This is a genomic window from Murimonas intestini (assembly GCF_024622195.1).
GTDB classification, from domain to species: domain Bacteria; phylum Bacillota; class Clostridia; order Lachnospirales; family Lachnospiraceae; genus Murimonas; species Murimonas intestini.
In genome coordinates, this window is record NZ_JANKBI010000003.1 from 142,531 (window position 1) to 168,173 (window position 25,643).

Sequence of the window (25,643 nt, forward strand, 5' to 3'; positions counted from 1 at the left end):
AAACGAGAAAAGTGCGGGGGGTGTACTGTTTCGCAAATGTGAATCATATGAATAAATAAAGAATGTCCCGGGGGATACGGGAATGAAGAATTTGCATTTGCAGAAAAAGACGCTCTGGCTGCTGGGAGGCCTTTTTGCAGCGGGATTCCTGACAGGTATCCTGGGAGTGAACCTTTGGGGGAAGGAGGATATCAGCCAGGCGGGGATACTCAGTACATATTATATCAGCCAGTACAAATACCTCCAAATTGATTCTGGCGCGCTGTTCTTTTTCCTGCTGTTTAGAAGGGTAAAATGGCTGGTGCTGCTGTGGGCGCTGGGGTATACGGCCGTGGGGCTGCCGGCGGCTCTTATATATGGGGCCTGGATGGGTCTCTCAGCGGGCATTGTGATGACAGTGGCTGTAATGAAGATGGGCCTCTCAGGGCTTCTCTTCTGCCTTGGCGCCATGCTGCCTCAGAACCTGATCTATCTTCCAGTTATTTTGATATTTCTCTATTTTGTCTGCCAGAAGGGGCGCGAGAAATACCAGAGAGGAAAGCTGGTGACCGGGCTTCAGTGGGACAATGATTATACGGCTGCTGCCGGAATTTGTCTGCTGCTGTTTGTTTTGGGTATTTTGACGGAAAGCTATGTAAATCCGTGGGTTTTACGGCAGCTGCTCAATATCTTCTGAGAAAATGGAAAGATTTTTTAACAAGATATAGTATTGATGAAAACAGGAAAACGCCCATGTGGTGGAATTTGTCGACTTGCTGAAATTTAGTTAAAAATGCCATTTGATTTTATGCCATATTGCCTATATAATAGTACTATATTGAACGAGTCAGGAAAATCAAGGGACTTATATGTATCCTTGATTTTCTTTGTCCGTCGGAGGCCTTAAAAGCTTACTGTTTACCATGTTCACAGTAACCTGAAAAGTTTCCCTGGGACAGAGGCGCTTTGAGTCATGGGGGGAGAAGCGATCCTGAAAGTAAGAATGGGAGACTTAAAGGAGCAGGCTTATGGAGAATACAATACCGGAATTTATCAATTATCTGATGAAAGTCAAAAATGCATCGGCAAGCACAATTATGTCATATCAGCGGGATTTAAAGAAGCTGAGCGTTTTTTTAGAAGAAAAGGGAGTGGAGCGTATTCAGGATGTGACGGCCACGAATCTGAATTCCTACATTCTCTATCTGGAGAGAGAGGGGTTTTCCGCCTCAACAGTTTCAAGGAATATAGCCTCTATGAGGGCTTTTTTCAGGTTTGAATACGGACAGGGGAGGATGCAGGAAGACCCGGCGGCGGATCTTAAGGCTCCCCATGTGGAGAAGAAATCACCGGAGATTCTCTCAGCGGAAGAAGCGGCTCTGCTTTTGGACCAGCCTGACTGCCATACTCCAAAGGGTCTCAGAGATAAAGCGATGCTTGAGCTTCTCTATGCCACAGGCATGCGCGTGACAGAATTGATCAGTGTGAAAGAAGATGACCTGAATCTGGATTTTGGGTATGTAGTGTGCAGGGACGAAGAAAAAGAGAGAGTGATCCCCTTCGGAAATGCGGCAAAAGAGGCTGTGGGAAAATACAAGACAGACGCAAGGAAATTTCTGCTGAAGGGCCAGGAGAGTGAGTACCTGTTTACAAATTGTTCAGGCTCTCCCATGAGCCGTCAGGGATTCTGGAAACTGATCAAGCAGTATGCAGTAAAAGCTCATATTACGGCAGATATCACACCTCATACACTTCGCCATTCATTTGCGGCACATCTGGTGCAGAATGGGGCAGACTTAAAGTCAGTGCAGGAGATGCTCGGCCACTCGGATATCTCCACGACACAGGTCTATATGAATCTGGGATTCAGTAAGATCAAATCAGTATATGCAAAAGCCCATCCAAGGGGTTAAACAAAAGGTGTTTTATTCCCTTGAAAAATTCGGCATAGTCGTTAACAGCGGCTATGCCGTTTTAAATCTCCTTTAAGTACGGTTTGAAGGAGTAAATATTTATTGTTGCTGGTCACGGAGTGAACAGTAACGCCTAAACGCCATAACTAAAAAAGAAAGACAGGATTGTTTTTTGAAAAAGGATATACTATAATAGAGTGAGAAAAGAAGGGATCATTTATTTTGGAAAGCAGGTGAATTTTATGGCATCATTGGCAGAACGGCAGGAGGATATCCAGGAAAAAAAATTATACAAAGAACTGGATAAAGGTATTGATGATATGGAGAATGGAAGAGTTGTACCGCACGAAGAGGCTATGAAAAAACTAATGGAGAGGTTTCGGCACAATGCAGTATAAAATACTGGAAACGATAGAGGCCATGGAGGATTTGGGGAAGATGGCGGCCTATATGGAGGAAGAACTGAAGAACTCCCAGGCTGCTATCCGTTTTTTAGAAAAGTATGATAAAGAAGTGGGTATCCTGCAGAATTTCCCATTTGGCTATAGGGGGATCAGCTTAGGGTACAGGGGCCATGAAATCCGTATGAAGCCCTTCGAGACATATAATATATTTTTCATAGTAAACAGTGCGGAGGGATGTGTCACAATATTGAGGGTCTTAAAAGACAGACAGGATTGGATGCGTATCCTGAAAAGCAAAGATACATACCGTATATGATCATTATATTTTAAAAGAGAGACAGGACATTGTTTCTGTCTCTTTTTGCGTGCATGGAGGGATAAAATGGATGAATTAAAAACAGAACTTGCAAAAAAACAGAGTCCACAAAGGGCAAAATCAAACTGAAGAAAAGCATGACCATTACGGATTTAATAAAGGCCATGGAGCCGGAAATCAAGAAAGCCCTCCCGGGTTACTATTCACACGTCGCGGAATGGTGACGTGTGAACAGTAACTATGAGGCTCGTGATGATATTGCTTAGGTATCAATAAGTACGGTGTTTTAAAAATAAATTATGAAATGGGAGGAGTATCACTTGAATCAAAAGCCAAACACAGAAATTACAGTGTTATTGGAAAATACGTTCGTAATGTTTTTAAAGAAGGCGAATTAGCGAAAGATTCAGTGTGGGCAAAATTTGCCTGCACTGCTGCTGATGGCAAGGATTATAATGTAGACTACTCAAAATTTTGTTTAACACGCAGTTACAAGAGTTAACTCAGCTGCTCTATGGAAAAATTGATTATTACAAAGAATCCCCTTCCTCATATGATGAGGCATATAAACGAGTGCAGTATCTCAAAAAAGTATCCTGCATCGAATGTATAAAAATGACCATGCTTGAGTATCTTTGCTCTTACATGGTCATTTTCTGTTTGTACCCGCTTGAAGGTGTCACTAAAAATTTGAATGTTTTATCAAATCCCTAAGTGAGCGCCCCCAAAGGAGACGCCCTTTTTTATCTGCACAGAGGTTTTGGGTAGCCGTAGGACTGAAAAAGCTTCTTCATACGCTGCTGGTTCAGTTCAAGAGCTTCCTGGATGGAGAGGCCTTCCGTCAATATCTGGCGCAGCACATTACACAGGATAGCCTCTATTTTATTCTGCGGAATAATGAGTGTGTTGTTCTTATAGGGGCCGTTCCGTTTATGGGTGAAAGAAAAGCTTCGTTCTGTAATACCCAGCCACGGATAGAGCTTCAGGAGCTCCTGGCTGTGGTAGGGAGCAATAACAGGTGACTGGCCGTCCAGGATAGTCATATAAAAGCTGGTATCATGCTGGGTTAGCCAGTCGAAATAAGTAAAAGCGGCTTCCGTATTTTTAGTAAACGGATTCAATCCCATATTCCAGCCTATACTGGCCGGACAACGGCCAGGGAGTATCTCATAGCCTATGCGCCCGATGATATTATTCTGTATACTCTTTGTGATCTGGGCGGCATACTCTGTGTAGGTAATGAGCATGGCCGTTTTTCCTTCTGAGAATTCCTTTACTGTATCAGCTATGGAAGTCGTGAAAGGATTGCCTCCTGTAGTCTGCAATGTCTCAAGGATACTTTCAAAGGCCCTGGCGTTTTCGGGGGAGTTCAGGCAGGGACGGTTATAGCTGTCCCAAAGAACTCCGCCATATGACCAAAGGCGTATGAGGATTTCAGGAGCCAGCTCTTCATCAGTGATTCCGGCAAGGGATGTTCCGTATCTGGTGGGTGAGGAAGGGTTGAAGCTCCTGGTGAAAAAACGTGAAGTGCCGTTGAATTCTGTCCAGGTCCTGGGAGGACGCAGCGATATCTGATATTTGTTCTGGAAAGATTTCAGTATATCCCTGTTTTCAAACAAGTCTTTTCTGTAGAACATGATCTGGGAGCCGCCGATGATCGGGATACCATAATAATTGCCTTCATACCTGCAGTTATCCATATTTTCTTTAAAAATAGTGTCTTTTTTAAAAGTTTTTCCGCGCACGAATTCAGAGATATCTGCGACAAATGTATTCTGGACCATATAGTTCAGCCATGGTATATCATACATGTGGATATCATAGGCGTCTTCTGTATCTATTGTTTCTGATATTCTTTTAAGCATCTTGTCCTGAGGATAAAAATCAAAATCCAGGGCTATCCCTGTCTTTCTCGTAAAGTAGTCAGAAAGCAGAGAGACAGAGTGTGAGGTAGCCAGATCTACTGTAAGCACTTTCAGACGGCTGCTGCAGGCCTGGGAGACAGGTGCACTGAGTGAAGAACGCTCCCGGAGAACTAAAGGATTATTTACTACGGGATCCGGCATGGTAATGATCCTGGGCTCAAAAAGGGCAGGGGATTTTATATTTGAGAGCAGCAGTTCTGATGCAGATATCCCCAGATGGAAGGCTGTGCGCTGTGTGTGAATAACCCCGTGGAGACGTGATGCTTTATTCCAGGATTCTTCACTGTAAGTTATGATCTGAACGCTGTCGGGAACACTCAGACCATAAGTATTCAATGCTTCTATAGTGCCCAGCGCGATGTTTTCAGATGTCGCAATAATCGAATCCGGCTTCTGAGTGCAGACAGCTGTCAGGACAGATTTAAAAGCATCCTCTTTGGACATGTTCGTAGAGCAGATCAAATCTTCGGTGCTCTGCAGGCCGCTGTAGGCCATGGCATCTTTATATCCGCGTATGCTGTCCTGTTCAGATGAGAAATGAACAGGTCCGCAGACAAGGGCTGTCTTGTTATATCCTTTTTCTATGAGTGATTCAGTCAGAAAATAGGTTGTTTTATAGTTGTCAAAGCCTACAAAGTTTACGAATAAGTCTTCCGGGGAGCGTTCCACGAAAACGGTCGGTATTTGGTAATTTAAGATGCGGCTCCGAAAAAATTCAGTATTCTGCGGCTGACAGCTGATGATGACAAGTCCTGCAGCATTTTGGCTGATAAAGTCTTCAATCTTTTCACATTCAATATCAGGTGAATTATTTGAAAAAGCTACACTCACCGTATACCCATGACTCTGCAGGTAAGCAGATATTCCTTTAAAGATCTCTGCATGATAGAGGTTGTCAATATCTGTCAGAACTACGCCTATCAGATTAGAAGTAAAGGACTTCAGGTTTCTGGCAGACCAGTTGGGAATATATTTTAGTTTTTCTATTGAATCCATTATTTTCATCCGGGTCTCTGCCTTGACGGGCTTTGTTCCGCTCAGGCAGCAGGAGACAGTTGCAATAGAGACGCCGGCATCACGTGCAATATCTTTTAAAGTAGCCATATGTACTTCCTCCGTAACTATTCAGCAGATCTGTGCATTTACTGCATAATTAAAATGTAGCATAGAGAATCAGGCAAGTCAATATATCTAAACGTTTTGATTTATATTTTGAAAATGATATTGAAAACAAAAATATATAAAATATAATAGTGTTAACAGAAGCGGAAAAGCTGGAAAGGAGAAAACGGCATGAAAAGATTTGGACAAGTCATCAGGCTAAAAGAGGGGATGGAAGAGCGGTATAAAGAACTGCACGGTAATCCGTGGCCGGAAGTGAATGCGGCAATAAAAGCCAGCCATATCAGTAATTATTCTATCTACCTGAAGAACGGATATCTGTTTGCTTATTTTGAATATGACGGGGAAGATTTTGAGGAAGATATGAAGAAGATGGCGGCAGATGAAGCTACACAGGGATGGTGGAAAGAAACGGATCCCTGCCAGGAAAAGATGGCCGGAGCCTCCGATGCAGAATGGTGGTCAGATATGGTGGAAGTATACCATCTTGATTAAACATCGGAATCTAAACGTTTAGACAATAAATCGTGAAAAGGAGAAGGGATTTATGACATCAAGAGAAAGAGTAATGGCTTCTGTCGCACATAAGGAGCCGGATTATCTGCCCATGGATCTGGGAAGCAATGTAAGTACAGGCATTTCAGGCATGGCATATGGAAATCTGAAGAAATACCTGGGAATGACGGAGGGGCATACGCGGATATATGATGTGGTGCAGCAGGTGGCACTGCCTGAAGATCAGGTGCTGGACCTGATAGGGGCAGATGTACTGGATATAGCAAGGACATACAATACAAAAGACGAGGACTGGTATGATGTGACGCTGTCGAATGGAAATACGGCGCAGTGGCCCAGCTGGTTCAAACCGGAGAAGCTGCCGGATGGCTCCTATAATGTATATGACATTGAAAAAACCCTCATTGCCAGGATGCCTAATAAGGGAATGTGTTTCGACCAGATGTATTTCCCTTATAAAGAAGATTATCCGGACAGCTATGAGGATCTGGACCGCCAGATGGGCAAGGTATTATGGAGTGCCATGGCTCACAGTCCGTGGGATCACCAGAGGGATTTTGCCACAGAGGATGAATTTTACAGTGATATGCGCAGGCGCTGTCTGGAACTGCGGAATAGTACAGATAAGGCGCTTATGATCACATGCGGATGCAATCTGTTTGAGTGGGGTACCTTCCTGCGGAGGATGGAAAATTTCCTGATGGATACATATGCGGATCCGGAGAATGTGATCGCGCTGAATGAGCAGCTTATGGAGCGGCATCTGCACATGCTGGAAAAAGTATGCGATGCAGTGGGTGATGTGGTAGATATCCTGCGTTTTGGCGATGATCTTGGGATGGACACGGGCATGTTTATGTCGCTGGAGAAATACAGAACACTCTTTAAACCATTCCATACTAAGCTGAATGCTTACGTGCATGAACACAGCGGCATGAAGACTTTTTTACATTCCTGCGGGTCTATCTATCCTGTAATTCCAGAACTGATAGAGGCGGGATATGATATTCTAAACCCGGTTCAGACATCAGCCAGGGATATGGACCCGGCAAGGCTGAAGAAGGAGTATGGCAGGGATATCACTTTCTGGGGAGGCGGATGCAATACAAGAAGGATACTGAATCTGGGATCTCCGCAGGAGGTATATGATTACAGCAGCAGGATGATCGACATCTTTTATAAAGACGGAGGATTTATTTTCAATACAGAACATAACATTTTGCCGGATGTGCCGCCGGAGAATATCATGGCCATGTACAAGGCAGTAGAAAATGCCAGAAAGTAAAGGCAGCAAAAAGGGGAATAGAAAACGTGAACGAAAAAAACAAAAACAAAGAAACGATCAGGAAAGAGAGCAGCATTAAGAAAAATTTGCAGTCGCAACAGATGTGAAGCAGGCAGCTTATGATGCAGCAGAAGCGGTCATTAAGATGATGGGTGAAAAAGGAAACATTCTCAATGTCCTGGAAGTTTTGGAAGACCCAAACACAGCCCTCAGAAAAGAAGGTGTAGAAGAAGCTGTTGCAAAATACCCTGATGTAAAAATCATTCAGGAAATAGCGGGTATTAAGACACAGGAAGAGGCAGTAAGCAAGATAGAGAGCGCCCTCTCTGCCAACGTAGGCGAAATTGACGGAATCGTCTGTACAGGCATGGTCACCAGTGTAGGTATGACACAGACACTGGAAGATTACTATGAGAAGCAGGGGACGGACAAACATATCTACGCAATCGGAATTGATACGGATGAAGGCGTTATGAATGGAATTGAGAACGGCACGATTGACGCCACGATTGCACAGAATCCTCTTGGACATGGTTATATTTCCTGTAAGCTGCTGCAGTATATGGCTCAGGGATATAAAGTGAAAGACGACCAGTATTTTATCAATGCCGGCAATGTGGTAGTCACAAAAGATAACATGGAAACATATGAGGCTGATCTGGAAAAAGTAACAGAGGATATCCTCAGTAAACTGACAACAGACTATCTGACAAAATAGGAACGTAAATGTAACTATTCAAAAAGCTGAGGATGGGGAGGCAGTATGCTGAAACTAGAGAATATAAGCAAAATATTTCCAGGAGTAAAAGCCCTGGACAATGTATCACTGTCCTTTCGCCCGGGTGAAATACATGCACTGATGGGTGAAAATGGTGCCGGTAAATCCACCCTGATAAAGATCATCACAGGCATTTACCAGCCGGATCTGGGAGATATCTATCTGGATGGGAAAAAAGTGGTCATTAAGAATTTCAGGGATGCAGTTGCACATGATATTAATATGGTGAGCCAGGAAATCCAGGTAATACCTGATGCGACTGTGGCAGAGAATATCGTTCTTGACAGAATAGAACAGTTCAGGAAGGGCGCTGTGCTGGACTGGAAGAAAATTAATAAGACTGCCTTAATTTATCTGGAGAAGGTAGGACTGGATATTGATCCGGGGGACAAGATTGAACAGCTTACGGCAGCCCAGAAACAGCTGATCCAGATTGCTAAGGCGCTTTCTTCAAATGCACGTTATATCCTGCTGGATGAACCTACCTCCTCCCTGACTTCATATGAGAGCAGTAATCTGATTAAACTGATCAGGCAGCTTAAAGAACAGGGAGTGGCCGTTATTTTTGTATCGCACAAAATTGAGGAGGTCCTGGATCTGTGTGACAAAGTGTCGGTCCTCAGAGATGGAAGATTTGTGGGCAGCAGAGACTGTGCCGGGATTAAGAGGCAGGACATAGTAAAGATGATGATTGGCCGGGAGGAATCCACAGAATCCCTGGGCGTTCTTGATATCAAGGACGAAAAGGTGCTGGAGGCCAGAAATATTACTGCATATGGCCAGTTTGACAAGGTCAGTTTCAGCCTGAAAAAGGGAGAAATACTCGGATTTTATGGCTTGGTGGGTTCAGGGCGCACAGAACTGGCAAAGATTATCATAGGGCTGGAGAAGATGGATGAAGGAGATATCCTCGTGAATGGGCAGGAGGTGAAGATCAGATCCATACGGGACTGCATCGAACGCTGCCGGATCGGATATGTGACTGAGAACAGAAAAGAGGAAGGACTGATTTTGGATGCAGATGTAGGCTGCAATATCAGCATAACTGTCTGGTCCAGGATTAAAAACCGTTTCGGCAAGATTTCGGAGAAGAGAGAAAAAGAGATAGTTAGTGGGATGATAGATAAGATGGAAATAAAAACCCCATCTTCCAGAAGCAGGGTCGGGAACCTGTCAGGAGGAAATCAGCAAAAGGTCAGTATAGGAAAGTGGCTGGCAGCCAACTGTGATATATTGATAATTGATGAACCTACAGTAGGAGTTGATGTGGGAGCGAAAGCACATATTCATGAACTCATCTGGAAGCTTGCAAAGGAAGAAGGGAAATCCATTATCCTGATTTCTTCAGATATGCCGGAGCTGGTTAAGCTTTCACGCCGGATACTAGTATTCAGAGATCAGAAGATCACAGGAGAGATCACTGGTCTCAATGAAGGAAAGAAAGGATATGCCCAGATAAGCGCCGAGATCGGCAGATATTTGGCATAAAACACGGCTGCACCTGACGGGATCAAATACCTCAGGTGCAGCCGTATGATTATTATAGAATGGTCCTGATCTTTTCTACGACAGCCCGTGCCTTTTTGTGGTCTGAGCCGCTGGCTGTGACACCCACCACCACATTCTCATGCCTTGCCAGGCCGGGAAAATAGAAGTCGCATTTGTTTTTGTCACTGCACACATTTACCAGGATCCCCATGCATTTACAGAAACTGTAGATATCATTGTTGAGCTGATGGTCATTAGTCGCCGCGATGACCAGATCAGCATCATAAAGGTCTTCTCTGTCATAATTCTTGCGGCGGATCTCTATCTTTCCTGCTGTCTCCAGCTCCAGAAGCTCATTGTTGACTTCAGGAGCGATCACCGACAGATGATTGGTAAACTCTATGAGAGACCGGATCCTGCGCTTGGCTATTGTGCCGGCACCGACCACGACTACATTTTTCTCAGACAAATCTACGAACATGGGGAAATAAGGTTTTTTCTCTTCTTTCATTCTTCCACGCTCCTAATAATATTCGCTCTGCCTTTACCATAATATCACAATAAAATAGATTTTCAAATACAAAATTGTAAGAAAGCTCTGGATATTTTGAAGATGTTATATTATAATGTTTCTGCAGATTAGTGCATTAAAGAGTCTGCGGCAGTCCCGCGCCCGGAAACGGGTGAAGTATTTTTGTGCCAGGGCTGTGTACGCATGGATAAAGAAGGAGAAATATTATGAGTTTTGAATTTATCAAAAAACTGCCGACTCCGGAGGAGATCAGGGCTCAGTACCCTGTGTCCGAAAAGGTGGGGGAGATCAAAAAAGAGAGAGATAAAATCATCAGTGACGTATTCAAAGGGGAATCTGATAAATTTCTGGTTATTATCGGACCCTGTTCAGCGGATAATGAGGATGCGGTCTGCGACTATGTGAACAGGCTGGCAAAAGTCCAGAAGGAAGTAGAAGACAGGCTGGTCCTGATTCCCAGAATATATACAAATAAGCCGAGAACGACTGGTGAGGGGTATAAGGGCCTGGTTCACCAGCCGGACCCGGAAAAGAAGCCTGATCTTTTGGCAGGGCTTATTGCCATGAGGAAGCTGCATATCCGCGCCATCGAGGAGACGGGGCTGACGGCAGCAGATGAAATGCTCTATCCTGAGAACTGGATATACCTGACAGATATCCTGTCATATGTGGCGATCGGGGCGCGCTCAGTGGAAGACCAGCAGCACAGGCTGACAGTCAGCGGCATGGATGTGCCGGCGGGTATGAAAAATCCTACGAGCGGTGATTTTTCAGTTATGCTCAATTCAGTGCAGGCGGCCCAGAACGGCCATACCTTTACATACCGCGGCTGGGAAGTGAAGACAGCGGGAAACGAGCTGGCTCACGTGGTACTGCGGGGGGCTGTGAATAAGCATGGAAACAGCATTCCCAACTATCATTATGAAGACCTGATCAGGCTTGTAAAGATGTATGACGAGAGAGAGCTGCGGTACCCCGCAGCGATCATTGATGCAAATCATTCTAATTCCAATAAGCAGTATGAGGAGCAGATCCGCATCGTAAAAGAGGTTATGCACAGCAGGAATCTGAATGCAAGGCTGAAGGAGCTTGTCAAAGGTGTAATGATAGAGAGCTATCTGGAGCCGGGCAGCCAGAAGATCGGTACGGGCAGCCATATATACGGAAAATCTATCACAGATCCGTGTCTTGGCTGGGATGAATCAGAAGAACTCATTTATACAATACATAAGATGTGTGAATAACCGTAGGGGCGCTGTATCTGCAGCGCTTCTTTTTTGCTTTTCTGCGAAGGATTGAAATATTTCCATTCATGGTTTATAATATGGGGCTATCTATTTCCCGACTGCCCCATGTTGCCTGCGGGAATAAATACTTGACATCAGAAGTCTTCTGATGTATTCTTGTATTAATCTAATAGTACAGATGCGAGGAGGAGTTTTCATGAGTACTGAAATGACAATATTATTTATTGTAGTGCTGGGATTTCTGGCGTTTGCAGCCGCTTGTATCTACAGCAATTACAAATACAGAAAAAGGATGGAGAAGAAGATAAAGAGGGCCTGGGGGGCACGTCCTGACAGGGAATATGATTATGAGGAATTTGATGCTATCTCTCATTTCTTCAACCTCAGAAAAAAAGAAGGGTTCTACATCGATGATATCACCTGGAACGACCTGGAGATGGATAATATTTTTATGCTTATGAATAATACCTGGTCATGTGTGGGAGAAAGCTACCTCTATAATATGCTCAGGACCCCTGAATATTCGCCTGAAGAACTGAAGCGGCGGGATGATCTTGTGGAATACTTTTTAAAGCATGACAAAGAGAGAAGTGACCTGCAGTATGCGTTTGCCAGGATAGGTAAGACGGGACGGACTTCCATTTTTGACTACGTATATAATCTGGCTGGGCTGGAAAGGCGCAGTAACCTGAAAAACTACATCTGCATCGCAGCGCTTGCGGCGTCAGTCGCTTTTACATTTGTTATGCCCCAGTACGGAGTCCTTCTTATCATCGCCTCCCTTTGTTATGGGTGGAGCACTTATTACAGTGAAAAAAGAAAAGTTGAGCCGTATATCATGTCCTGCAGCGCTGTAGTACTCATGATGGATGCGGCTGCTAAGCTTGAGAAGATCAAGACTCCTGAAATGTCAGAATATATTAAGAGTATGGCAGAGGCCAGAAGGAAGCTGTCACGCTTTAAGCGCAACTCCTTTTTCTTTATAGCGGGCGGCAGCGGCGATGCAGGCGGAGGCCTGGAAAAGGTATTGATCGATTACATTAATTATACTTTCCGTGTGGACCTGATCCAGTTCAATACTCTGATCGTGGAGCTGAAGGCTAATCTTGATGCATTTGAACAGCTTACAGACAGTATGGGAATGCTGGAGAGCGCTATGGCTATAGCTTCTTTCAGGCTGCAGTATCCACAGTACTGTAAGCCTGTGCTTGTCAATACGAGGAAGGCATATCTGCAGGCAGAGAATGTATATCACCCCATGATTGACGAGCCTGTAAAGAACTCAATCTCTGTAGACAGAGGAGTGCTTTTGACAGGGTCCAATGCTTCAGGAAAGTCCACATTCCTGAAGACTGTAGCCATCAATGCTGTTCTTGCCCAGACGGTGTACACATGTATGGCGGATTCCTATGAAGGGTGTTATTATCAGATATATACCTCCATGGCCCTGCGTGATGATCTGATCAGCCAGGAGAGCTATTATATCGTGGAGATCAAATCCCTGAAGAGGATATTGGATCATGTGGGTGATGAGATACCTCTTCTGTGTTTTGTGGATGAGGTGCTCAGGGGAACGAATACTGTGGAGAGGATCGCAGCCTCCTCCCAGATACTCAAAAGTATGGCAAGAAGAAATATCATGTGTTTTGCAGCCACCCATGATATTGAATTGACAAGTATACTGGAATCGGATTATAATAATTACCACTTTCAGGAGGAGGTCAAGGAAGATGATATCCTGTTTAATTATCGCCTCTATGAAGGCAGGGCCACATCCAGGAATGCCATCAAGCTTCTGGGCATTATCGGGTATTCCCCTGATATTATTAAAAAGGCAGAGCATTCAGCTGAGCAGTTTGTAGAGACAGGTGAATGGAGCTTGTAAGGAGAACGATATGCTTGTAAAAATCTATACGGACGGGGCGGCGAGAGGAAATCCTGACGGTCCCGGAGGATATGGGACAATATTAAACTATGTAGACTCAAAAGGAGTGCTGCACGAAAGAGAATTCAGCCAGGGTTATGTCCGCACTACGAATAACCGCATGGAACTGATGGCTGCTATCACTGGACTGGAAGCCCTCAAGCGTCCCTGTGAGGTGGAGCTGTATTCAGATTCCAAATATCTGGTGGATGCATTTAATCAGCACTGGATAGACGGCTGGCTTAAAAAAGGCTGGAAAAGGGGAAAAAATGAGCCTGTTAAAAATGTTGATCTCTGGAAGCGTATGCTGGAGGCAAAGGCTCCCCATCAGGTAAAGTTTATCTGGGTCAAAGGCCATGACGGTCATCCGCAGAATGAGAGGTGTGATGAACTGGCTACGTCGGCAGCAGACGGAGACGGGCTGATCGTTGATCCGGGAGTATAAAAATAGGGCTTGACAAACATGGATTCCCCTCCTATAATGTCCCTATCAGCAAAAGATTGCAAAGGCTGTGATAAGAACAAGTAGCAGGAAGGTTAGCATACAGAAAGGCGCCGGCAGATGAGAGGCCCATGTAAAACTTTGTGTGAATACATCTTTGAGCTGCGCACCGAAAAGGAATACGGCGGGACCATTTTCCTGAGAGTAGGCTGCGACGGATGGGCATCCGTTAAAACGCCAGGGTATCGGCAATGACCTGTACCTGTTGAGGCAGAAGACGCGAGTTTTCTGTAAATGAAGGTGGTAACACGTAAGCGAAGCTTCCGTCCTTTCTTTTATTAATTTAAAAGAAAGGGCGTTTTTTTGTTTTAGGAAACTTCCTTTCCTAAGAATAAAAACCCTCCGGGGGATGCGCAGCTGCGCGTGCGGAACAAAAGCTTGCAATCAAAAAATGCTTATGATATATTAAAAGGTAGACAATCAGGAGGAAGAGAGATGTCAGAAAACGTACTTGATATTTTGCAGGAAAGAGGTTTTGTTGAGCAGCTTACTCACGAGGCAGAGATTCGTGAGCTGCTGGAAAAGGAAAAGGTAACTTTTTATATTGGTTTTGATGCCACAGCGGACAGTCTTACAGCAGGGCATTTCCTGACTGTCATGGCCATGATGCATATGCAGCGGGCAGGGCACCGTCCTATCGCGCTTCTCGGCGGCGGCACCACAATGATCGGAGATCCATCAGGAAAGTCAGACATGCGTTCCATGCTGACAAGGGAAACTATTGAACACAATGCCATGCGCTTTAAAGAGCAGCTGTCCAGGTTCATTGACTTTGACGATGACAAGGCTATCATTGCTAATAATGCAGACTGGCTGTTAGATTTAAATTACGTGGAATTTCTGCGTGAAGTGGGAGTTTACTTCTCTGTAAACAAGATGCTCACAGCAGAGTGCTATAAACAGAGAATGGAAAAAGGCCTTACTTTCTTTGAATTCAATTACATGCTGATGCAGTCATATGATTTCTGGAAGCTGAACCAGCTGTACGGGTGTCAGATGGAGCTGGGCGGCAACGACCAGTGGTCCAATATCATCGGCGGTGTGGAACTGATCCGCAAGAAAGAGCAGAAGCCCGCGTTTGGACTTACCTTCAAGCTGCTGACTACCAGTGAGGGGATCAAGATGGGCAAGACTATGAAGGGAGCTGTATGGCTTGACCCGGAGAAGACTTCCCCATACGAATTCTACCAGTACTGGAGAAATATTGAGGATGTGAAGGTTGAGGAATGCCTGGGACTTCTCACATTCCTGCCTATGGAAGAGGTAAGAAGGCTGGGCGCTCTGGAGGGAGCCCAGATCAACAAGGCCAAAGAAGTGCTCGCCTATGAGATCACAAAGATCGTTCACGGAGAAGAAGAGGCGGACAAAGCCCAGAAAGCTGCAAAGAGCCTCTTTGTCCAGGGCGGCAAGTCAGAGGATATTCCTACGACCTTCTACACAAAGGAGGAGCTGGATGAGGGAAAAGACCTGATTACGCTTCTTGTGGATACAAAGCTGGCAGCCAGCCGTTCTGAGGGGCGCCGCCTGATCGTTCAGGGAGGTGTGATGGTAAATGACGTTAAGGTCACAGAATTTGACAGGGTGTTTACCACAGCTGATCTGGATGAAGAAGGAGCACTCCTGATTAAAAAAGGCAAAAAAGGGTATCATCAGGTTAAGGCAAACTGATTTTGCAAGGAGGTATTCACATGGAATTTTGGGTTGTATTTGTGCAGACTCTGATCAAGGCTGTTATAATGGCAGGAGTTGCATTTGGGGGTATCCGCCTTGGAAAGTACCTGCGTGACAGAAAGAGCGCAGATGCGGCAGGACAGGCGGAAAAAGAAGAGTCATAATGAATAACAAAAGCAGCCTCCCTGAACAGGGGGGCTGCCGTCAGGAGGATAATTGTGAAGAAATACGGTGTAAACGAACTTAGGAGAATGTTTTTGGAATTCTTCGAGAGCAAAGGACATCTGGCACTTAAGAGTTTTTCTCTTGTGCCGCATAATGATAAGAGCCTGCTGCTGATAAATGCCGGCATGGCTCCATTAAAACCATATTTTACAGGGGCTGAGATCCCGCCCAGCAAAAGAGTGGTGACATGCCAGAAGTGTATCCGTACAGGTGACATTGAGAATGTAGGGAAGACTGCGCGCCACGGCACATTCTTTGAAATGCTGGGAAACTTTTCGTTTGGAGATTATTTTAAGAAAGAAGCCCTGAAGTGGTCATGGGAATTCCTTACAGAGGTAGTCGGACTTGACCCTGACAGGCTCTATCCGTCTGTTTATCTGGAGGATGACGATGCATTTGAGATCTGGAACAAGGAGATCGGCATCCCGGCAGAGAGGATCTTCCGTTTTGGGAAGGAAGATAATTTCTGGGAGCACGGTGCAGGACCCTGCGGGCCATGTTCTGAAGTATACTATGACCGTGGTGAGAAGTACGGATGCGGAAAAGAAGGATGTACTGTGGGATGCGACTGTGACCGTTATATGGAGGTCTGGAATGATGTATTTACCCAGTTTGAAAATGACGGCGAAGGACATTATGAAGAGCTGAAGCAGAAAAATATAGATACAGGTATGGGGCTGGAGCGTCTGGCAGTAGTTGTCCAGGATGTGGACTCCATTTTTGATGTAGACACCATCCAGGCTCTGCGCAACAAGGTATGCGAGATTGCAGGAGTCATTTATAAGGAAAACCAGGACAAGGATGTGTCCATCAGGCTTATCACGGACCATATCCGCTCTGCCACATTTATGATCTCTGACGGCATCATGCCCACAAATGAAGGACGCGGGTATGTACTCAGAAGGCTTATACGCCGCGCTGCCCGCCACGGGCGTCTGCTTGGCATAAAGGGAAGCTTTCTCTCAGGCCTGAGCGCCACTGTGATCGAAGGCTCCAAAGACGGATATCCGGAGCTGGAAGAGAAGAAGGATTTTATCGCCAAAGTACTTTCACAGGAAGAAGAGAAGTTTAATAAAACAATCGACCAGGGCCTTGAGATCCTGGCAGGCCTGGAAGCTGATATGAAGGAAAAGGGCAGCGATATGCTGGACGGCAGGGAAGCATTTACTCTGTATGACACATATGGATTCCCTCTTGACCTTACTAAAGAGATCCTTGAAGAAAAAGGTTACAAGATAGATGAGGAAGGCTTCAAAGAGGCCATGGAAGAGCAGAGGAACAAGGCCAGGAAAGCCAGGGAAGTGACAAACTACATGGGGGCTGACGCTACGGTTTATGATGAGATCGACCCGTCTGTCACAACTGAGTTTGCAGGCTATGATTCTCTCACTGGGGAATCAGAGATAACTGTCCTCACAACAGAAAAAGAGATAACGGAAGCACTTTCAGATGGTGAACACGGCACAGTGTTTGTAAACAGGACGCCCTTCTATGCTACTATGGGCGGCCAGGAAGGCGATAAGGGCGTCATCACGGCAGGTGATTCTGTATTTGTCGTGGAAGATACGATCAAGCTTCTGGGCGGCAAATACGGCCACGTGGGCTATGTGGAAAAAGGGATGTTCAGGACAGGGGATCCAGTGACACTTTCAGTTGATTCCAAGAGCAGACTGAACACATGTAAAAACCACAGCGCTACCCATCTTCTCCAGAAAGCTCTTAAAACAGTTCTGGGTACACATGTAGAGCAGAAAGGCTCACTGGTGGCTCCTGACAGGCTCCGTTTTGACTTTGCCCATTTTGCACCTATGACGTCTGAAGAGATCAGCCGTGTGGAAGATCTGGTAAATCAGGAGATCCAGGCATCTCTTCCTGTTATCACAGAGGTAATGGGTATTGAGGAAGCCAAAAAGAGCGGTGCTATGGCACTGTTTGGAGAGAAATATGGCGACAGCGTGCGCGTTGTTTCTATGGGAGATTTTTCAAAAGAGCTCTGCGGCGGAACACATGTATCCAATACAGGAGTGATCACAGCATTTAAGATCGTCTCAGAGGCTGGTGTGGCTGCAGGAGTGCGCCGTATTGAAGCCCTCACAGGAGACGGGGTATTTGCATATTACAGAGATATTGAAGAAAAGCTGATGCAGGCTGCAGCCCTGTTAAAGTCTGTTCCCGGGGATGTATCTGAAAAAATCAGGCATCTTCAGGCGGAGGTGAAGGCTCTGAGCAGTGAGAATGAATCCTTAAAGAGCAGGATGGCTGCTGATTCCCTGGGCAATGTAATGGACCAGGTGACAGAGGTGAAGGGCGTTAAGCTTCTGGCAGTAAAGGCTGAGGATGTAGATATGAACGGGCTCCGTGATCTGGGAGACCAGTTAAAAGAGAAGCTGGGAGACGGAGTAGTTGTGCTGGCAAGCAGTACAGGCGGAAAGGTAAACCTTCTTGCCATGGTTACTGAGGGAGCTATGAAAAAGGGCGCACATGCCGGAAATCTTATTAAAGGGATGGCTGCAATTGTCGGCGGAGGCGGCGGCGGAAGGCCGAACATGGCCCAGGCCGGAGGACGGAATCCGGAAAAGATCGGGGATGCCCTCAAAGAGGCAGCAGTACTTTTGGAAGGCCAGATCAAATAATTTAAAAAATTTGTGAAAAGCTGCGAAAAAACTGTTGACGTAGCGCGAAAATATGCTATAATACTTACTAGTGCAATAAAAATACCCATACAGTTGTATTATGCACAATCTACAACTGGAGGGAGGTTAGGTGTGAGACTATGTCAAATGTAATCGTAAAAGAAAACGAGACTTTGGATAGCGCTTTACGCCGTTTCAAAAGAAACTGCGCAAAGGCTGGTATTCAGCAGGAGATTCGTAAAAGAGAACATTACGAAAAACCAAGTGTAAGACGTAAGAAAAAATCTGAAGCTGCTCGTAAACGTAAATTTAACTAAACTGTGCAGTTGAAATCCTTGGTCCTTAGCTGGACCAGGGGTTTTTTTCGTATTGCAGGCATTTCGTTTTATGACACGGGATCCCTGCAGGATAAAAGGGAATTATGAAAAAGATATTAAAAATAATATTCAGCAGATTGTTTTATGTGGGCATGGCAATTGTCCTGCAGGTGACAGCTCTTGTTTGGATGATGGTATTTCTTGGTGAGAAGTTCAAGGTACTTTCCTTTCTGATGACTGCTGTGGCGCTTCTTATGGTGCTGTGGCTTGTCAATAAGAGGATCAACCCTTCCTACAAGCTGGCCTGGACGATACTCATTCTTTCACTGCCTGTATTTGGAGCCGTGATCTATTTTGTCTTCGGGGAATCCAGGATCGCGAAGAACATGCAGATCCAGCTGGCCAGACAGGCTATGAGGACAAGAGGGCTCCTGCAGGAGAATAAAGGAGTGAGAAATCATTTAGAGGAGGAAGACCTGAGGATCTCCAATCATTCCAGGTATATCAGGGATTATGCCGGCTTTCCTGTATGCGAGGGGACAACTGCGGAGTATTTTCCTATCGGTGAGGAATTATTTGCCAGCCTTGTTGAAGAGCTTCACAAGGCGGAGCATTTTATATTTATGGAGTATTTTATTATTGACCAGGGAGAGATGTGGAATACTGTTCTAAAGATCCTGGAGGAAAAGGCAAAGCAGGGAGTTGATGTCAGACTTGTTTATGATGATATGGGATGTGTCAATACCCTTCCTCCTCAATTTTACAAAAGCCTCCAGAAGCGGGGGATCAAATGCGCCGCGTTTAATCCCTTCAGGCCGATCATGTCTGTAATACTGAATAACAGGGACCACAGGAAGATCACAGTCATCGATGGGCACACAGGCTTTACAGGAGGGATAAACCTGGCGGATGAATATATCAACAGGAAAAAGAGGTTTGGCCACTGGAAAGACACAGGGGTGCGCCTCAGGGGTGAGGCCGTGGCCAGCTTCACTGTCATGTTCATTGAAATGTGGAATGTGATTACAAGAATGGAAGATGACGCTGCTGCTTACATGCCCCATGTCTGGCATCCGGAGCCCTTTGAGGGCGACGGCTTCTGCCAGCCCTATGGGGACACACCTCTGGACGAGGAGGTTGTGGGTGAGAATGTATACCTGAATATGATAAGCCTGGCGAAGCGCTACCTGTATATTTTCACACCTTATCTGATCATTGATAATGAGATGATGACAGCCCTCTGCCTGGCAGCCAAGAACGGGGTGGATGTGAGGATAGTGACTCCCGGGATACCTGACAAGAAGATGGTCTTCCTTCTGACCCAGTCCTACTATGAACAGCTTCTGGATGCGGGAGTGAGGATATATGAGTATGTGCCCGGATTCCTCCACGCAAAATCCTTTGTCTGCGACGATGAGACTGCGGTGGTGGGAACGATCAACATGGATTACAGAAGCCTCTACCTGCATTTTGAGTGCGGAGTCTGGATGTACAGGACGAAAGCTGTGATGCAGGTAAAAGAGGACGTCATAAAAACCATGGCTAAGAGCAGGGAAATCACAAAAGAATTCTGCCTTGGCAGGCCGCTGCCCGTCAGGACGCTGCAGAGCATTCTGAGGCTGTTTGCACCTCTGCTCTAGGGATTTTTCAGTTTTATCGGAAATAGTTATTAAAAATAATTTAACATTCCTTTAAGGTTTTCAAACTGGCTGGATAATTTGGCAAGTATATGGTAAGATTGCGGTATGCATTTGTAACATGCATTTGACTGCTGCGGCAGACTCACTGTCTGCGTAGATTAAAGAGGATTATGAGGGAGGAAAAAGACATGCCGTGGGATTTGGCATTTTTTGGGACTGGTACGGATGTCTATCATATCGTACAGTGGTTTTTTATTTACAGTATACTTGGTTGGATTGTTGAGACTATTTATATGTCCATATGCGGACGCAGGTTTGTAAACAGAGGATTTATATTCGGACCTATCTGTCCGATCTATGGATTTGGCGCTTTGATCGCTTATTTTCTGCTGAGGCCATTGGCGGACAACCTTGTGCTGCTCTACCTGGCAGGGGGCATCATGGCCACGGCCTGGGAATTCCTGGTGGCTAAGGTGATGATGGCAGTTTTTGGTGAAGTGTGGTGGGACTATTCAGAGAAGCCCTTTAACTATAAGGGGATACTCTGTCTGGAGAGTTCAGTTGCCTGGGGATTTTATGTATTAATATTATTTACTTTCCTGCATAAGTTCGTTATGTTCCTGTCTGACCTGTATCCCTACCAGACGGGCTGTATTCTGGGGGGCGTATTGATGGTGTATTATCTGGTGGATTTTACTGTCCATCTGTGCAAGGCGAAATTTCCCGAGGTACCGGATAAGGCCAGAAGGATAAAGAATAAATTTGTAAGTTTCTGCCGAAACTAAATTTACAGTTGCAAAGAAAAAAGGAATAAAGTGCTCCTGATTTTATTATATTTAAATAGATAATAGAGTCAGGAGCGTTTTTATGAAAAAAATTTTGTCAGTGTGTCTGGCCTGTATCCTGCTTCTTCAGATTTCCATACCGGTAAGTGCGGCGGAGGACGGCCCGGAGATTGAATCCCCGGCGGCAATCCTTATGGAAGCCTCTACGGGGACTGTGCTTTATGAAAAAGCAGCAGATGAGAAGCGAAGCCCTGCCAGTGTCACGAAGATCATGACAGTCCTGCTTGTTTTCGAAGCTATAGAAAGCGGGAAGCTGAAGCTGGAGGATGAGGTGGTGACAAGCGCCCATGCAAAGTCCATGGGAGGATCGCAGGTATTCCTTGAAGAGGGAGAGAAACAGACAGTGGACACTATGCTGAAATGTATCATCATTTCATCAGGAAATGACGCAGCTGTGGCTATGGCAGAGAAGATAGGCGGTACAGAGGAAGAATTCGTTAGAAGGATGAACCAGAGGGCAAAAGAGCTTGGAATGAACAATACGCATTTTGTGGACTGCTGCGGGCTTACAGAGTCAACAGACCACTATACGACTGCCAGGGACATAGCGCTCATGTCAAGAGAGCTGATCACAAAATTCCCCCAGGTATTTGATTATTCCACTATCTGGATGGAGAACATAACACATGTGACGAATAAGGGCAGCAGTGAATTCGGGCTGACAAACACAAATAAACTGCTGCGCAGCTATGATGGCTGTAAAGGGCTGAAGACGGGCAGCACCAGTATTGCCAAATTCTGTCTTTCAGCCGTGGCCGAGAGGGACGGCATAGAGATGATAAGTGTGATCATGGCCGCCCCGGATTCTAAGACCAGATTTAACAATGCAGCTACTCTGCTCAGCTATGGGTTCGGAAAATGTGCACTGTATACTGATGCCAATGAGGAGAAGCTCCCAAATGTACAGATATCTAAAGGCGTGAAGGAGGATGCAGCCTGCCGTTTTGCCGGGGAATTCAGGTATCTGGATACAAATGGGGCGGACCTGTCAGCTATCACTAAAGAGATCAGGATGAACGAGGAGATAAATGCCCCTGTGGAAAAAGGAGCTGCGGCGGGAAAAGCTGTCTATATGCTGGACGGCAAAGAAATAGGCACAGTCGATATTATTTTTGAAGAAGCAGTTGACAAGGCAGGATATCTTGACTATTTAAAGAAGGCCTGGGATAAATTCCAGTGCTTTTCAACATAATAAAAATGTGATATACTTTCCAGTATAGCGCTAGTAAAAAAAGACGGGATGAGAACATATGAAGAATTTTCAGATAACAAATTATGAAGTAAACCTGGACGGGAGGGTGCCGGGCCCAACAAGTCCTATCCGCATGGTAATGCTGAGCGACCTTCATGGACAGTCCTACGGTAAGAACAATTCAAGGCTGCTCAGAACGATAGACGCGATCATGCCGGATATGATAGTGGTTGCAGGGGATATGCTCACAGCGGCTAAAAAGGTTGAGGTAACGCCTGTCCTGGAGTTTATGCAGAGGCTGGCCTGGAAATATCCGGTCTACTATGCTAATGGGAACCATGAGTCATCCCTTCGAATGTATACAAAAAAATATCAGGGGGTTTACCAGTATTATGCCCATTCTCTGAGAAAGGCTGGGGTGATCCTCCTGGAGGATGAAAAGCTGAGCCTGAAGATAAAAGGAATGCCGGCAGTCATTTATGGATATGAGCTGCACAGGCGTTTCTATACAAGGCACAGCAGGGCACAGCTCTCTGTGGGGGAGATGGAGAATACCATAGGCAGGCCGGACCCGGATGCTTACAATATACTGATTGCCCACAACCCCATGCATTTTCTGACATATGCAGACTGGGGAGCTGATCTGACTCTATCGGGCCATCTTCATGGGGGCTTCATCCGCCTTCCAAAGTTTGGAGGAATCGTCAGCCCTCAGTTTGAACTGTTTCCCAAGTATGACAGAGGCCTGTATGAGAAAGAGAGGCACTGGCTTGTAGTCAGTTCAGGTCTGGGAATGCACTCCATAAAGATGAGGATCAATAATCCTCCGGAGCTGGTGACAGTGACGATAAAAGATTGACGGAAAAACATGATAAAAGGCACGGAAGACAGAGGTTATGAGCATGGGAATTCCCGTTAAACTGCAGGTATTTGAGGGTCCGCTGGATCTTCTTCTGCATTTGATTGATAAGAACAAAGTAAATATTTATGACATTCCTATTGTGGAGATTACCAATCAATACCTGGAATATATACAGGAGATGAAGCGGCAGGACTTAAATATCATGAGTGAATTCCTGGTGATGGCCGCTACGCTGATTGATATCAAGTCCAAGATGCTCCTGCCCAAGGAGGTCAATGAGGAGGGCGAAGAGGAAGACCCGCGCCAGGAGCTTGTAGAAAAGCTTCTGGAGTATAAGCTCTATAAGTTCATGTCTTATGAGCTTAAGGACAGGGAGGAAGATGCGGCCTTTACAATGTATAAGGTACCCACCATACCTGAAGAGGTGGCGAAATACAGGCCCGTGGTGGATATTGACGAGCTCCTTGACGGCCTGACCCTGTCAAAGCTGCACTCTGTCTTTAAAACTATCATGAAAAAGCAGGAGTCCAGAATAGACCCTATACGAAGTAAATTTGGTACTTTGGAAAAAGAAGAGGTCAACATGGATGAAAAGATGGAAGATGTCAGGACTTACATAAAAGATGCCCGAAAATGTAATTTCAGAGAGCTTTTAGAGACCCAGTGCAGCAAAATGCAGGTGGTGATCACATTTCTTGTCATACTGGAACTGATGAAGGAAGGATCGATCCTCATTCATCAGGAAGAAATATTCGGAGATATTTTTATAACTGCAGCAGAAGGGTTATAAAAGACAAAAGTTTAAAGTGAGGAACAGATGTGGACATTAAAAATGCAGAGGCGGCAATAGAGGCTGTATTGTTTACCATGGGTGATTCCGTAGAGGTGGAGAAGATTGCCAAAGCAATAGAACTGGATGCGGAGACCACAAAAAAGATCATACATAATATGATGGATAAATATCAGTCTGAGGAGAGAGGAATAAAAATCATCGAGCTGGAGAATGCCTTTCAGATGTGTACCAAAAGCGAGATGTATGAATATCTGATCAGAGTGGCGAAACAGCCGAAGAAGATGGCGCTCTCGGAAGTACTTATGGAGACGCTGTCCATCATTGCATATAAACAGCCTATAACTAAGCTGGAGATTGAAAAGATAAGAGGGGTAAAGAGCGACCATGCAGTGAATAAGCTGGTGGAATATAATCTTGTGAAAGAGCTGGGCAGACTTGATGCACCGGGAAGGCCTATCATGTTTGGAACTACGGAAGAATTCCTGAGGCATTTCGGGGTCCAGTCATTAGAGGAACTGCCGTCTGTCAGCCCTGTGCAGCTGGAAGATTTTAAGGCTGAGGCGGAAGAGGAAGTGCAGCTTAAGCTGAATATATAATATCGAGTAAGATAAGGAGAAGGTGTTCTATGCCGACGACATATACACACGATGCGTTTGGAAAAGCAGTTTATCAGAAGCTTCCAGAAGAGATTAAGCAGGTAATAGCCGGGCATAAGATGGCTTTTTTGATCGGCCTGCACGGCCCGGACCTGCTGTTTTATTACAGGCCTTTTGAAAAGAACGAGGTCAATGAAAGAGGACATGCCATGCATGAGGCGGCAGCAGCGGAGTTTTTCAGAAAAGGCAAGGCCAGGTACTTAAAAGACAGGGATGAAGAACTGCTGTCTTATCTGACTGGATTTATCTGCCACTATATGCTGGACAGCACCTGCCATCCCTATATTGAAGAATATATGAAGGAGACAGGGGCGGGCCATGACGAGCTGGAGACAGACCTGGACCGCTTCCTGATGGAGCGTCACGGCTTTAATCCCTTCCGGTACTGTCCCGCAAAGGCGCTTTCACCCCAGAAGGAGTGTGTCAGGGTGATCGTGGAGTCTTTTGAGGGGCTGGATGAAGGGCAGATCGTTAAGGCGATCAGGTCCATGCATTTCTACACAGCACTTACAGTATGCCCGAATCCCTTCAAACGGAAAGTGCTTCTGACAGTCTCACGTGCGGTGAATGCGGAAGAGCTGGTATCCGGAAGGGTCATGATGAAAAAGAGGAGCAAACGCTGCATGGAGGGATCGGCAGAGCTGCTCAGGCTCATCAGGCTGGCTATTCCGGAAACGGTTACAGTGATTGAAGATTTTTATGAAACGATAGAAGATGAGAGCTATCTGAACTGCAGATTTGACAGAAATTATCTGTAAGCCCGCAGGTCTGCCATTATTTACTTGTATCATGCTCCGGGATTCTGTGTTATGATTTTGACGTAACAAAAACTTATTAATTGCGTAACAAAAATGTAAATATTTACATAAGTAACAGCG

The 25,643-nt window shown here is 45.5% G+C and carries 23 protein-coding genes and 1 pseudogene; 22 read left to right on the forward strand and 2 right to left on the reverse strand.

What is annotated here, in order from left to right; all coding sequences use genetic code 11:
- Window positions 1-82 precede the first annotated feature (82 nt).
- The 4 genes from NSB28_RS06735 to NSB28_RS06750 all read left to right on the forward strand — a co-directional run bounded on the left by NSB28_RS06735 (window position 83) and on the right by NSB28_RS06750 (window position 2,612).
- Window positions 83-676, forward strand: a complete 594-nt coding sequence (locus NSB28_RS06735; RefSeq protein WP_109626155.1) for a stage II sporulation protein M — start codon at window positions 83-85, stop codon at window positions 674-676.
- 331 nt (window positions 677-1,007) lie between these two features.
- A complete protein-coding gene (gene xerD, locus NSB28_RS06740) occupies window positions 1,008-1,892 on the forward strand; it encodes a site-specific tyrosine recombinase XerD (RefSeq protein WP_109626156.1) in 885 nt (294 codons plus the stop codon).
- 242 nt (window positions 1,893-2,134) lie between these two features.
- Window positions 2,135-2,290, forward strand: a complete 156-nt coding sequence (locus tag NSB28_RS06745; RefSeq protein WP_257497599.1) for a hypothetical protein — start codon at window positions 2,135-2,137, stop codon at window positions 2,288-2,290.
- Window positions 2,280-2,612 (forward strand): type II toxin-antitoxin system RelE/ParE family toxin, encoded by a 333-nt coding sequence (locus NSB28_RS06750; RefSeq protein WP_109626158.1) that lies wholly within the window; start codon window positions 2,280-2,282, stop codon window positions 2,610-2,612. Before NSB28_RS06745 ends, NSB28_RS06750 begins: the two co-directional genes overlap by 11 nt.
- 743 nt (window positions 2,613-3,355) lie before the next feature.
- On the opposite strand, the gene NSB28_RS06755 is transcribed toward NSB28_RS06750, so the two are convergent.
- A complete protein-coding gene (locus NSB28_RS06755; RefSeq protein WP_109626160.1) occupies window positions 3,356-5,641 on the reverse strand; it encodes an extracellular solute-binding protein in 2,286 nt (761 codons plus the stop codon).
- Window positions 5,642-5,830: 189 nt separating this feature from the next.
- Between NSB28_RS06755 and NSB28_RS06760 the strand changes: the two genes are divergently transcribed.
- The 4 genes and pseudogenes from NSB28_RS06760 (at window position 5,831) to NSB28_RS06775 (ending at window position 9,726) form a co-directional block, all read left to right on the forward strand.
- Window positions 5,831-6,154 (forward strand): L-rhamnose mutarotase, encoded by a 324-nt coding sequence (locus tag NSB28_RS06760; protein ID WP_109626161.1) that lies wholly within the window; start codon window positions 5,831-5,833, stop codon window positions 6,152-6,154.
- A gap of 52 nt (window positions 6,155-6,206) precedes the next feature.
- On the forward strand, window positions 6,207-7,460 hold the full coding sequence (locus NSB28_RS06765) for a uroporphyrinogen decarboxylase family protein (RefSeq protein ID WP_109626162.1): 1,254 nt from the start codon (window positions 6,207-6,209) through the stop codon (window positions 7,458-7,460).
- 100 nt (window positions 7,461-7,560) lie between these two features.
- Window positions 7,561-8,178, forward strand: a pseudogene (locus tag NSB28_RS06770) (sugar ABC transporter substrate-binding protein); the annotation flags it as partial.
- A gap of 45 nt (window positions 8,179-8,223) precedes the next feature.
- Complete coding sequence (locus NSB28_RS06775; RefSeq protein ID WP_109626164.1) at window positions 8,224-9,726, forward strand: sugar ABC transporter ATP-binding protein; 1,503 nt, start codon at window positions 8,224-8,226, stop codon at window positions 9,724-9,726.
- Window positions 9,727-9,778: 52 nt separating this feature from the next.
- On the opposite strand, the gene NSB28_RS06780 is transcribed toward NSB28_RS06775, so the two are convergent.
- On the reverse strand, window positions 9,779-10,237 hold the full coding sequence (locus NSB28_RS06780) for a precorrin-2 dehydrogenase/sirohydrochlorin ferrochelatase family protein (protein ID WP_243134882.1): 459 nt from the start codon (window positions 10,235-10,237) through the stop codon (window positions 9,779-9,781).
- A gap of 227 nt (window positions 10,238-10,464) precedes the next feature.
- Here NSB28_RS06780 and NSB28_RS06785 point away from each other — a divergent pair, with 227 nt between their 5' ends.
- The 14 genes from NSB28_RS06785 to NSB28_RS06850 all read left to right on the forward strand — a co-directional run bounded on the left by NSB28_RS06785 (window position 10,465) and on the right by NSB28_RS06850 (window position 25,523).
- A complete protein-coding gene (locus tag NSB28_RS06785) occupies window positions 10,465-11,502 on the forward strand; it encodes a 3-deoxy-7-phosphoheptulonate synthase (RefSeq protein WP_109626165.1) in 1,038 nt (345 codons plus the stop codon).
- A gap of 199 nt (window positions 11,503-11,701) precedes the next feature.
- The gene (locus NSB28_RS06790) at window positions 11,702-13,390 is read left to right on the forward strand and encodes a MutS-related protein (RefSeq protein ID WP_187374280.1); all 1,689 of its coding nucleotides are present in this window, start codon (window positions 11,702-11,704) and stop codon (window positions 13,388-13,390) included.
- A gap of 10 nt (window positions 13,391-13,400) precedes the next feature.
- The gene (gene rnhA / locus NSB28_RS06795; RefSeq protein WP_109626167.1) at window positions 13,401-13,874 is read left to right on the forward strand and encodes a ribonuclease HI; all 474 of its coding nucleotides are present in this window, start codon (window positions 13,401-13,403) and stop codon (window positions 13,872-13,874) included.
- Between the two features lie 492 nt (window positions 13,875-14,366).
- Entirely contained in the window at window positions 14,367-15,599 is a 1,233-nt protein-coding gene (gene tyrS / locus NSB28_RS06800) for a tyrosine--tRNA ligase (protein ID WP_109626168.1), read from the forward strand.
- Between the two features lie 20 nt (window positions 15,600-15,619).
- Window positions 15,620-15,766 (forward strand): hypothetical protein, encoded by a 147-nt coding sequence (locus NSB28_RS06805; protein WP_257497602.1) that lies wholly within the window; start codon window positions 15,620-15,622, stop codon window positions 15,764-15,766.
- 54 nt (window positions 15,767-15,820) lie between these two features.
- Window positions 15,821-18,460, forward strand: coding sequence for an alanine--tRNA ligase (gene alaS / locus NSB28_RS06810; RefSeq protein WP_109626169.1), 2,640 nt, complete (start codon window positions 15,821-15,823; stop codon window positions 18,458-18,460).
- Between the two features lie 140 nt (window positions 18,461-18,600).
- Complete coding sequence (rpsU, locus tag NSB28_RS06815) at window positions 18,601-18,777, forward strand: 30S ribosomal protein S21 (RefSeq protein WP_006864570.1); 177 nt, start codon at window positions 18,601-18,603, stop codon at window positions 18,775-18,777.
- Window positions 18,778-18,881: 104 nt separating this feature from the next.
- Window positions 18,882-20,417 carry a cardiolipin synthase gene (cls, locus tag NSB28_RS06820; RefSeq protein WP_109626170.1) on the forward strand — a complete coding sequence of 512 codons (1,536 nt, stop codon included), beginning with the start codon at window positions 18,882-18,884 and terminating at the stop codon, window positions 20,415-20,417.
- 188 nt (window positions 20,418-20,605) lie between these two features.
- Entirely contained in the window at window positions 20,606-21,202 is a 597-nt protein-coding gene (locus NSB28_RS06825; RefSeq protein ID WP_109626364.1) for a putative ABC transporter permease, read from the forward strand.
- 82 nt (window positions 21,203-21,284) lie between these two features.
- Window positions 21,285-22,454, forward strand: coding sequence for a D-alanyl-D-alanine carboxypeptidase family protein (locus NSB28_RS06830; RefSeq protein WP_109626171.1), 1,170 nt, complete (start codon window positions 21,285-21,287; stop codon window positions 22,452-22,454).
- A gap of 58 nt (window positions 22,455-22,512) precedes the next feature.
- On the forward strand, window positions 22,513-23,313 hold the full coding sequence (locus tag NSB28_RS06835) for a metallophosphoesterase (RefSeq protein WP_109626172.1): 801 nt from the start codon (window positions 22,513-22,515) through the stop codon (window positions 23,311-23,313).
- Window positions 23,314-23,356: 43 nt separating this feature from the next.
- Window positions 23,357-24,106 (forward strand): segregation and condensation protein A, encoded by a 750-nt coding sequence (locus NSB28_RS06840; protein WP_109626173.1) that lies wholly within the window; start codon window positions 23,357-23,359, stop codon window positions 24,104-24,106.
- 29 nt (window positions 24,107-24,135) lie between these two features.
- Window positions 24,136-24,705 carry an SMC-Scp complex subunit ScpB gene (gene scpB, locus NSB28_RS06845; protein WP_109626174.1) on the forward strand — a complete coding sequence of 190 codons (570 nt, stop codon included), beginning with the start codon at window positions 24,136-24,138 and terminating at the stop codon, window positions 24,703-24,705.
- A 29-nt stretch (window positions 24,706-24,734) separates the two neighbouring features.
- Entirely contained in the window at window positions 24,735-25,523 is a 789-nt protein-coding gene (locus tag NSB28_RS06850) for a zinc dependent phospholipase C family protein (RefSeq protein ID WP_109626175.1), read from the forward strand.
- Window positions 25,524-25,643: the final 120 nt, after the last annotated feature.

Bases quoted from the DNA above. Each gene is read 5' to 3' on its own strand.
- NSB28_RS06735 (WP_109626155.1), top strand. From the start codon at position 83: ATGAAGAATTTGCATTTGCAGAAAAAGACGCTCTGGCTGCTGGGAGGC.
- xerD (WP_109626156.1), top strand. From the start codon at position 1,008: ATGGAGAATACAATACCGGAATTTATCAATTATCTGATGAAAGTCAAA.
- NSB28_RS06745 (WP_257497599.1), top strand. From the start codon at position 2,135: ATGGCATCATTGGCAGAACGGCAGGAGGATATCCAGGAAAAAAAATTA.
- NSB28_RS06750 (WP_109626158.1), top strand. From the start codon at position 2,280: ATGCAGTATAAAATACTGGAAACGATAGAGGCCATGGAGGATTTGGGG.
- NSB28_RS06755 (WP_109626160.1), bottom strand. From the start codon at position 5,641: ATGGCTACTTTAAAAGATATTGCACGTGATGCCGGCGTCTCTATTGCA.
- NSB28_RS06760 (WP_109626161.1), top strand. From the start codon at position 5,831: ATGAAAAGATTTGGACAAGTCATCAGGCTAAAAGAGGGGATGGAAGAG.
- NSB28_RS06765 (WP_109626162.1), top strand. From the start codon at position 6,207: ATGACATCAAGAGAAAGAGTAATGGCTTCTGTCGCACATAAGGAGCCG.
- NSB28_RS06775 (WP_109626164.1), top strand. From the start codon at position 8,224: ATGCTGAAACTAGAGAATATAAGCAAAATATTTCCAGGAGTAAAAGCC.
- NSB28_RS06780 (WP_243134882.1), bottom strand. From the start codon at position 10,237: ATGAAAGAAGAGAAAAAACCTTATTTCCCCATGTTCGTAGATTTGTCT.
- NSB28_RS06785 (WP_109626165.1), top strand. From the start codon at position 10,465: ATGAGTTTTGAATTTATCAAAAAACTGCCGACTCCGGAGGAGATCAGG.
- NSB28_RS06790 (WP_187374280.1), top strand. From the start codon at position 11,702: ATGAGTACTGAAATGACAATATTATTTATTGTAGTGCTGGGATTTCTG.
- rnhA (WP_109626167.1), top strand. From the start codon at position 13,401: ATGCTTGTAAAAATCTATACGGACGGGGCGGCGAGAGGAAATCCTGAC.
- tyrS (WP_109626168.1), top strand. From the start codon at position 14,367: ATGTCAGAAAACGTACTTGATATTTTGCAGGAAAGAGGTTTTGTTGAG.
- NSB28_RS06805 (WP_257497602.1), top strand. From the start codon at position 15,620: ATGGAATTTTGGGTTGTATTTGTGCAGACTCTGATCAAGGCTGTTATA.
- rpsU (WP_006864570.1), top strand. From the start codon at position 18,601: ATGTCAAATGTAATCGTAAAAGAAAACGAGACTTTGGATAGCGCTTTA.
- cls (WP_109626170.1), top strand. From the start codon at position 18,882: ATGAAAAAGATATTAAAAATAATATTCAGCAGATTGTTTTATGTGGGC.
- NSB28_RS06825 (WP_109626364.1), top strand. From the start codon at position 20,606: ATGCCGTGGGATTTGGCATTTTTTGGGACTGGTACGGATGTCTATCAT.
- NSB28_RS06830 (WP_109626171.1), top strand. From the start codon at position 21,285: ATGAAAAAAATTTTGTCAGTGTGTCTGGCCTGTATCCTGCTTCTTCAG.
- NSB28_RS06835 (WP_109626172.1), top strand. From the start codon at position 22,513: ATGAAGAATTTTCAGATAACAAATTATGAAGTAAACCTGGACGGGAGG.
- NSB28_RS06840 (WP_109626173.1), top strand. From the start codon at position 23,357: ATGGGAATTCCCGTTAAACTGCAGGTATTTGAGGGTCCGCTGGATCTT.
- NSB28_RS06850 (WP_109626175.1), top strand. From the start codon at position 24,735: ATGCCGACGACATATACACACGATGCGTTTGGAAAAGCAGTTTATCAG.